The following is an 8,123-nucleotide window of genomic DNA, read 5'->3' on the forward strand; positions in this document are numbered from 1 at the left end:
CTCCTCAGTGACGGCGCGCCCGCGCCACCGACGAGGAGGATCGACATGACCGCAACACCTGCTGGCAACCCCCGTGGACGACTGCCCCGGCTGCTCGGCGTCGGCACCGGAGCGCTGGTGCTGGTTCTCAGCGCCGGGGCGGCCCAGGCCGGCGGCGACCATCTCAGGGTCGTGTCGTCCGGGTCCCTGGGCGACTACGCGACCGCCGTCGACGGACCGTTTGACGACGCGTACGCCACCGCCACCATCCACTCCCGGCACCGGGGCAGCACGGTGACCTTCGAGGTGCGCGGGATCGACCGGGCGGTGGCCGGCACCCGCTTCGGCGCCCACCTGCACCTCGGGCCGTGCGAGCCGGACAACAGCGCCGCTGCTCTCGCCCACTACAACACCGACGTGCTGGCCGGCCGGACCCCGCCGAGGGTCGATCGGACCACCGAGGTGTGGCTGGACTTCACGGTCACCTCGAAAGGTCGGGGCGCCGCCGTGGCCCGGGTCCCGTTCGTCCCGGAGCCGGGCAACCGCGCCATCGTCATCCACGCCGACGAGACCCATCCGGACGGCACTGCCGGTGGCCGCCTCGCCTGTCTGCCGCTGGTGTGGGTCCCGTGATCATCATGCTGCGTGCGGCCGCTGCGGGGCTGCTCGTCGGCGTGGTGTGGGGAGTGTTCCTGCGGGTCTGGATGAGGCTGCTCGTCGCGTACGGGGAGTTCAGCTGGTCGGGAACTCTGATGATCATCGGCTGCTCGGCCGCCGCCGGGACGGGACTGGCGCTGGTCCGGGCGGCCCGACGGACCGGACGCGGCCCGGGCTGGCGCTGGGCGGCGCTCCTCGCGGCACCCCTGGTCCTCTTCCCGCAGGGTGTGGTGGTGCTGCTACCGGCTCTGCTGCTGGGCGGGTTGGCGGTCAGCGGCCGGCCGCCGGTCCGGTGGCGCGTCCTGCTCGCGGCGGCGACGGCGGCACCGCTGGTGGTCCTCGGACTGACGTTCGAGACCGAGCCGGCGGCGATGCCGCTGCCCATCGTGGTCGTCGTGCTCGCCACCCTGCTGGCCGCGCTGGCGGTGGCGGGCGCCGAGCTGTTCCGTCGGTGGCCCGACCCGACCCCGCACGTCAGCGTCGACCGCCCGTCCTGGTCGCTCGCTCAGGTCGACGGCTCCCACCGCACCCGACTCACCACCAACTCCGGCAACGGGCCGTGATCGGTCAGCTCGACATGTCGGCGAGGGAACTCGAACACCCCGAGCATCAGCTGCACCGGGTAGTCGGGCGCCTGTCGGAGCTCACGGACGATCTGACCGTCCACGCCGAACACCAGCGAGCCCGGACGCCAGTCCACCGCGTACGTGTGGTCCTCGCCGACGTCCAGGCGGAGCGGCTCGGTGGTGAACTCCTCGGTGAGCTCCGGGTCGCGGAACCGGTGCACGCCCATCCCCACCTGAGCGATCCCGTCGGCGACCGCATCGCCGAAGATCTCGGCCACGCAGATCTCACCGGACCGCTCCGGCGTGTCCTCGATCCCGGAGAGCCAGAACGCGATCATCGACCGCAGGCCCACGGTCCCCCGCATCGTCACCTCGAGCGAGCCGAGGTGCGGGGTGCAGCCCCAGAACGTCGGCTGCTCCTCGGTCACCGTCAGACCGTCGGCGAAGGGTTGCTGCCCGATCGTGCTGCCGACCGGACCGGCGTACGACCCGGTCTGCAGACACGAGACGCGCATCGGCTCGGCGTGCCGGTCGGCGCACCACAGGGGCTGGTCGTCGGCCAGGGTGAGCCGCAGCCGACCGTCACCGACCTCGTACGTCGCCGCCGCGGTGGCCCGGGAGCTCCAGTGCGGCAGGTAGTACGGGAACCACACGCTCCGGTCGAGGTCGGCTCCGGCGAAGGTCTCGTGGAGGGGCGTCATCGCTCCGCCCCGATGGTGCCGGGACCAGGGACGTACGGCTGGAAGAAGTCGTTGGCGGGCACCCCCTCGAGGGTCAGCACCAACGCCGGCACGGAGACGCCGTCGAGCTGTTCCCGGATGATGTCGGCGTGCCCGGCGTGGCGGGCGGTCTCCTCGATCTGGTGCACGAGGAAGTAGCGCAGCTTCGCCGGCTGCGACTGGAAGATCCCGAACCAGGGTGCCGGTGGGGCCAGGAAGTCGGCATCGGGATCGGCGGCGGCGACCGCCTCGAGACAGGCCTCCCGGGCCGCGTCGAACTCCGCCAGCACGCCGTCCACGGACTCCTGGTCGGTGAGCGCGAAGCTCGCCGCGTGCGCGGCGTAGGCCGCCCCGTCGATCTCCTCGCGACCCTCGGCGAGGACGGTCGCGGTCGCACCCCGCAGACCGTACGCGGTGTGCTTGACGATGCCACCGACCGACAGCGCACTGCGGCACGGGGTGGCTCGGGCCTGCTCCTCGGTCAGGCCGAGCGGGGCGGCCCTGATCGCGGACAGCTGGACGTCGAGGTAGCTGACCAGACCGGTGATCTCGTCGTGGGGGGCGGGTGCGTACAAGGTGATCTCCTGGGGCTCGCGGACGCTCTCCGTTCTAGCGGTCCGCACCGACAGTGCGTCATCGACGAGCTGAACGTCGCCACTCGTTGGGGGTCATCCCGTAGGCGGTCCGGAACACCCGCCCGAAGTGGGAGGGATCGACGAAGCCCCACCGGGAGCCGATCGTCGCCACCGCCAGGTGGGCCAGCCGCGGGTCGCGGAGATCGGCGCGGCACCGTTCCAGACGCTGCTGCTGGATGGAGTCCCGCAGTCCGACGCCGGCCCGGGCCATGGTGGCGTACAGGTGGCGCACCGAGATGTTGTGGGCACTCGCGATCGAGGCGGCCCCGAGGTCACGGTCCCCCAGATGAGCCTGGACGTGCTGCTGGATCCGCAGGGTCAGGGACGCGGCGAAGGACTCCGTGCTCGCCTCCCGGTCGGCCACCTGATGGGTGACGAGGGCCCGGAGCAGCTGGATGCTCGGCTCCGCGACCAGCTCGGCGGCACCGGGCTGGTCGAGCACGTCCCCGCTGCCCAGCGAAGCGAAGTAGGGGGCGACGAGACCGGCCAGGCTGTTGTTGTCCGGGCCGATGCGGACCCCGAGGACCTGGTCGAGGATGCGGTCGGGAACGGCGAACGTCGACCGGGGGATCTGGAAGTAGTGCAGCTCGGTCCGGTCGACGTTGACGATGCTGTAGGGCTTGGTGCTGTCGTAGACGACCATGTCCCCCCGCGCCAGCTCGCTCTGGTGGCCGGCCTGCTCGATCCGCGTGGTTCCACTCACCTGGATCGCGACGAAGATCCGAGGATCGTGATCGACTCCGGCGAGCCGGCTCGTCCGCCGGATCCCGTTGGTGGCCGATCGGGCGGACGAGAAGTTGAGGGGCCCGGCCACCGCGATCCGGCAGATGAGCTCGAGCTCCTCCGGTGACTGCTGCCAGTCGATCTCGACCGGGAGGACGCCCTGCCAGATGGCTTCCCGGATGAACTCGACGCGGTCCCCGGGCGCGATCGCGTCACTGCGCAAGATCACCGCCACGTCCGACCTCCCCCCGGTGGCCTCAGCGTAGGGGTCGGTGCCAGGGGCCGACCATCCCCGGCGACCGGCCGCCTCGATCTCGGCAGGATCTGCAGACGATCCTGCACAGTCAGCCCACCCACGCCGTCGAACCGACTCGAGACTGACACCAGTCCACAGAACGGGAGCCCAGATGAGCCTCGAGAGCAGCACCCCGACGGCGTCGGAACAGCATGAGATCCACCGGGCCAACAGCTCCGGGAAGCAACCGGTCGTCTTCGTCCACGGTCTCTGGCTCCTTGACTCGAGCTGGGACCGTTGGGCCGCGTTCTTCGAGGAGGCGGGCTACGTGGCGGTCACCCCGGGGTGGCCGAACGATCCCGAGGACGTCGCCGCCGCTCGCGCCGACCCGGACGTGTTCGCCGGCAACAGCGTCGGGGACGTGGCGGCCTACCAGCAGATGATCATCGAACAGCTCGACCGAAAGCCGGCCATCATCGGGCACTCGTTCGGTGGCGTGTTGGTCCAGATGCTCGCCGGTCGGGGCCTGGCGGCCGCCACCTGTGCGATCTCCCCGGCTCCCTCGCGCGGGGTGCTGCCCCTGCCCGTCAACGCCCTCAAGGCGTCCAGCGCCGTGCTGTCGAACCCGGCCAACCGCCACCGCGCGGTCACCCTCACCTTCGACCAGTTCCGGTTCGGCTTCGCCAACGCCGTCTCCGAGGCAGAGGCCCGTGAGCTGTACGAGCAGTTCCACGTCGCCGGGTCCGGCATCCCGCTGTTCCAGGCCGCCTTCGCCAACATCAACCCGGGCACCGAGGTCAGAGCCGACAAGACCAATCCCGATCGCGGACCGATGTTGATCGTCGGGGGTGCCGAAGATCATCAGGCGCCGACCGCGATCGCGGTGGCCACGGCCAAGCAGCAGCGCAAGAACACGGTCTCGGTCACCGAGTACGTCGAGATCCCGGGCCGCGGTCACTCGCTGACGATCGACGCGGGCTGGCAGGAGGTCGCCCAGACCTGCCTCGGCTTCATCTCCCGTTTCGTCAACTAGCCGGACCCCCCGAGAGGACCACTCCCATGTCCATCAGCTCCGTCCCCCGACAGGCCCGACGTCGCGTCGGCGCCGCCCTCACCGCTCTCGCGCTCGCCGCCGCCCTCGTCCTCCTGCCGACCGCCAGCAGCGCGTCGGGTGGCGGTCGATCGGGGTCGCGGCCGACCATCGTCCTGGTCCACGGGGCGTTCGCCGACGCCTCCGTGTTCGCCGACGTGACCAACCGGCTCCAGCGACGTGGCTACACCGTCATCGCACCGGCGAACCCGCTCCGCGGCCTGGCCTCCGACGCCGCCTACGTCGCGAGCGTGCTGGCCACCATCCAGGGTCCGATCATCCTCGGCGGGCACTCGTACGGCGGCGAGGTGATCACCAACGCGGCGTTCGGGAACGCGAACGTCGAGGCGCTGGTCTACGTCGCCGCGTTCGCCCCCCGCCGAGGGCGAGACCGCCGGTCAGCTGACCGCGATGTTCCCGGGGAGCCGCCTCACCGAGGAGAACCTGGTCCCCCGGCCGTACCCCGTCTCCGCCACCGACGGGCTACGACGCCTACATCAACCCGGGGGTCTTCCGGAGCATCTTCTGCGCCGATCTCCCGCAGAAGACGGCCGACGCGATGGCGGCCGCCCAGCGACCCGGCGCGCTGGCGACGCTCAGCGAGCACTCCGGGCCGGCTGCCTGGACCACCATCCCGTCCTGGTACCTGGTGGCGCGTCAGGACCGGGCGATCCCGCCCGCCGCCCCAGCGGTTCATGGCGACGCGGATGAAGGCCCACACCCGGGAGGTCAACTCCTCCCACGTCGCGATGATCTCCCATCCCGACGTCGTCGCCGACCTGATCGTGGACGCGGACCGGGGCACGCGCTGACCCGCCCGCGGGCACCCCGCGGTCCTGGGCAGCGGGCCCTCAGGCGTCGATCGCGGTGGCGTCCAGCTGGTAGGCCCCGTCCACGATGAACGTCTTGCGCGGACCCACGTCGTTGCCCATCAGCATCTCGAAGGTGGTCTCCGCGATCAGGCCGTCGTCCACGGTCATCCGGCGCAGGGTCCGGTGCCGGGGGCTCATGGTCGTGTCGGCCAGCTGGTCGGCGTCCATCTCCCCCAGACCCTTGTAGCGCTGCGGCTCCTTGAAGTTGAGGTTGCGCTTGGTCAGCTCGGCGGCCTTGCGCTGGTACTCCGCGTCGGAGTACGTGTAGATGTACTTCTCCATCCCCTTGCGGGGGTTGGTCAGCTCGAACCGGTGCAGCGGCGGGACCGCGGTGAAGATCCGGCCGGCGTCGACCAGCGGGCGCATGTAGCGGAAGAACAGGGTGGCCAGCAGGCAGCGGATGTGGGCACCGTCGGAGTCGGCGTCGGCCATGAAGATGATCTTGCCGTAGCGCGCGGCGTCCAGGTCGAAGGTGCGCCCCGAGCCCGCGCCGACCACCTGGATGATCGAGGCGCACTCGGCGTTCTTGAGCATGTCGCCCACCGAGGCGCGCTGGACGTTGAGGATCTTGCCCCGGATCGGCAGCAGGGCCTGGAACTCGGAGTTCCGGGCCAGCTTGGCCGTCCCCATGGCCGAGTCGCCCTCCACGATGAACAGCTCCGTACGGTCGACGTCGGTGCTGCGGCAGTCGGCCAGCTTGGTCGGCAGCGACGACGACTCCAGCGCGTTCTTGCGGCGGGTCGCCTCGCGGTGCTGACGGGCCGCGACCCGCGCCCGGGACGCCCCCACCACCTTCTCCATCGCCGCCCGGGCCTGTGCCTTCGTGGCGCCCTTGGTCGAGGTCAGGAAGGCCGTCAGCTCCCGGTTGACCGCCTTGGCCACCAGTCCGGCGACCGGAGGGGTGCCCAGCACCTCCTTGGTCTGGCCCTCGAACTGCGGCTCGGCCAGCCGGACCGTGACCACGGCCGTCAGGCCCTCGAGCACGTCGTCCTTGACCACCTCCTCGCCCGACTTCAGCAGCCGGGTGCCTTCCAGCGCCGCCGTGAACGACTTGGTCAGCGCCCGCTCGAAGCCGGCGACGTGGGTGCCGCCCTTGGGGGTGGCGATGATGTTCACGTACGAGCGTGCGGTGGTCTCGTAGCCGGTGCCCCAGCGGACCGCTATGTCGATGTCGAGGTCGCGCTCGACGTCGGACGGTGTCATGTGGCCGGCGTCGTCGAGCATCGGCACCGTCTCGGTGAACCGGTCCCGGCCCTGCAGCCGGATCACCTCGGTGACCGGCTCGTCGGGGGCCAGGAACTCGCAGAACTCCGCGATGCCGCCCTCGTGCAGGAACCGCTCGGTGGTCGGCTCGCCGGAGCGCGCGTCGGTGACGTCGAGGGCCAGCCCCGGCACGAGGAAGCTGGTCTGGCGGGCTCGGTTGTGCAGGTCCTCCAGGGAGAGCTGGGCCTCGGCCAGGAAGATCTGCCGGTCCGGCCAGTAACGCACCCGGGTGCCGGTGACCCCCTTCCGGGTGCGACCGATCTTGCGGAGTGTGCCACCCGGGGTGAAGGGGGCGGTGGGTCCGTCGCCGTCGAAGGTGCCCGGGGCACCACGGCGGAACGACATCCCCCAGGTGGTGCCGCCCCGGTCCACCTCGACGTCCAGACGACTGGACAGCGCGTTGACGACCGAGGAGCCGACACCGTGCAGGCCGCCGGTGGCGTTGTAGGAGCCGCCGCCGAACTTGCCGCCGGCGTGCAGCTTGGTGAAGACCACCTCGACCCCGGAGAGGCCGGTGCGCGGCTCGACGTCGACCGGGATGCCCCGCGCCCGGTCGTGGACGCTGATGCTGCCGTCCCCCGCCAACGTGATGGCGATCTCGGTGCCGAAGCCGCCCAGCGCCTCGTCGACGGCGTTGTCGATGATCTCCCACAGACAGTGCATCAGCCCGCGGGTGTCGGTGGAACCGATGTACATGGCCGGGCGCTTGCGGACCGCTTCCAGGCCCTCCAGCACGAGCAGGTGGCGCGCCTCGTAGTCCCTGCTCTCCAGGCCCGGTTGATCCGATGGGGCAGGCTTGGTGGTGGGCACGGAGCGAGGTTACCGCCGAGGCCCCTCAGGTGAGGGTCGTCACACGCCCCGTTCGTTACACAAGAGTCATGGACCTGAGATGTGAAAAGGGAACAATCAGAGCCTGGTTGGATGTTGACTAGGCGTACCCGTTGGATCGGTGGGGCCGGGAGAACTCGCCGGCTCGTATCGATTCGGGGGTGCGGACACTCCGAACATGCAGAAGCATGGATGAGGAAGAGAGGCCACCATGACCACCACCGTCGTCGAAGGCGCAGCTTTGAATGCGTCCGACCGTTGTGACCGCTGCGGCGCACAGGCATACGTGCGCGTCACGATGACCAGCGGCTTCGAGCTTCTCTTCTGCGCTCACCACTCCAAGGAGCACGCGGACAAGCTCAAGCAGGTCGCGCTGGAGATCCACGACGAGACCCAGCGCATCAGCTGACCCGTCGCTCCGACCTCGACCCGGCCCTTCGTACCGCAACGGTACGAGGGGCCGAGCCGTCTCCGGCCTCCCCTCCCCCCACCCTCGTAACCGCCCCCGCCGTCTCACCCGCCCCCGCCCTCCCACCCGACCTCCCGTACGCCTGCT

Annotated in this window: 9 protein-coding genes; 5 read left to right on the top strand and 4 right to left on the bottom strand. The window is 70.6% G+C overall.

Annotation, left to right across the window (positions count from 1 at the left end; genetic code table 11):
- The first annotated feature begins 45 nt into the window (after positions 1 to 45).
- Positions 46 to 612, top strand: coding sequence for a hypothetical protein (locus ABD714_RS07255; RefSeq protein ID WP_344811632.1), 567 nt, complete (start codon positions 46 to 48; stop codon positions 610 to 612).
- On the top strand, positions 609 to 1,199 hold the full coding sequence (locus ABD714_RS07260; protein WP_344811633.1) for a hypothetical protein: 591 nt from the start codon (positions 609 to 611) through the stop codon (positions 1,197 to 1,199). Before ABD714_RS07255 ends, ABD714_RS07260 begins: the two co-directional genes overlap by 4 nt.
- Here the strand turns inward: ABD714_RS07260 and ABD714_RS07265 are convergent.
- The 3 genes from ABD714_RS07265 to ABD714_RS07275 are packed head-to-tail and all read right to left on the bottom strand — an operon-like array spanning position 1,142 to position 3,514.
- Positions 1,142 to 1,903, bottom strand: coding sequence for a glycoside hydrolase family 16 protein (locus ABD714_RS07265; protein ID WP_344811634.1), 762 nt, complete (start codon positions 1,901 to 1,903; stop codon positions 1,142 to 1,144). The genes ABD714_RS07260 and ABD714_RS07265 overlap by 58 nt on opposite strands.
- Positions 1,900 to 2,496 carry a mycothiol transferase gene (locus ABD714_RS07270; protein WP_344811635.1) on the bottom strand — a complete coding sequence of 199 codons (597 nt, stop codon included), beginning with the start codon at positions 2,494 to 2,496 and terminating at the stop codon, positions 1,900 to 1,902. The genes ABD714_RS07265 and ABD714_RS07270 overlap by 4 nt, the downstream gene beginning before the upstream one ends.
- A gap of 58 nt (positions 2,497 to 2,554) precedes the next feature.
- On the bottom strand, positions 2,555 to 3,514 hold the full coding sequence (locus tag ABD714_RS07275) for a helix-turn-helix domain-containing protein (protein WP_344811636.1): 960 nt from the start codon (positions 3,512 to 3,514) through the stop codon (positions 2,555 to 2,557).
- A 172-nt stretch (positions 3,515 to 3,686) separates the two neighbouring features.
- Between ABD714_RS07275 and ABD714_RS07280 the strand changes: the two genes are divergently transcribed.
- Together ABD714_RS07280 and ABD714_RS07285 are read left to right on the top strand one after the other, a co-directional pair.
- Positions 3,687 to 4,547 carry an alpha/beta hydrolase gene (locus ABD714_RS07280; protein ID WP_344811637.1) on the top strand — a complete coding sequence of 287 codons (861 nt, stop codon included), beginning with the start codon at positions 3,687 to 3,689 and terminating at the stop codon, positions 4,545 to 4,547.
- Between the two features lie 26 nt (positions 4,548 to 4,573).
- Positions 4,574 to 5,416: an alpha/beta hydrolase gene (locus ABD714_RS07285; protein WP_344811638.1), complete on the top strand. Its 843-nt coding sequence runs from the start codon at positions 4,574 to 4,576 to the stop codon at positions 5,414 to 5,416.
- A 39-nt stretch (positions 5,417 to 5,455) separates the two neighbouring features.
- Here the strand turns inward: ABD714_RS07285 and ABD714_RS07290 are convergent, their stop codons facing one another.
- Positions 5,456 to 7,549: a DNA gyrase/topoisomerase IV subunit B gene (locus ABD714_RS07290; protein WP_344811639.1), complete on the bottom strand. Its 2,094-nt coding sequence runs from the start codon at positions 7,547 to 7,549 to the stop codon at positions 5,456 to 5,458.
- A 229-nt stretch (positions 7,550 to 7,778) separates the two neighbouring features.
- On the opposite strand from ABD714_RS07290, the gene ABD714_RS07295 reads away from it, so the two are divergent.
- A complete protein-coding gene (locus tag ABD714_RS07295; RefSeq protein WP_344811640.1) occupies positions 7,779 to 7,976 on the top strand; it encodes a DUF7455 domain-containing protein in 198 nt (65 codons plus the stop codon).
- The last annotated feature ends 147 nt before the right edge of the window (positions 7,977 to 8,123 follow it).

It is taken from the genome of Microlunatus aurantiacus (assembly GCF_039536605.1).
Lineage (GTDB): Bacteria > Actinomycetota > Actinomycetes > Propionibacteriales > Propionibacteriaceae > Microlunatus > Microlunatus aurantiacus.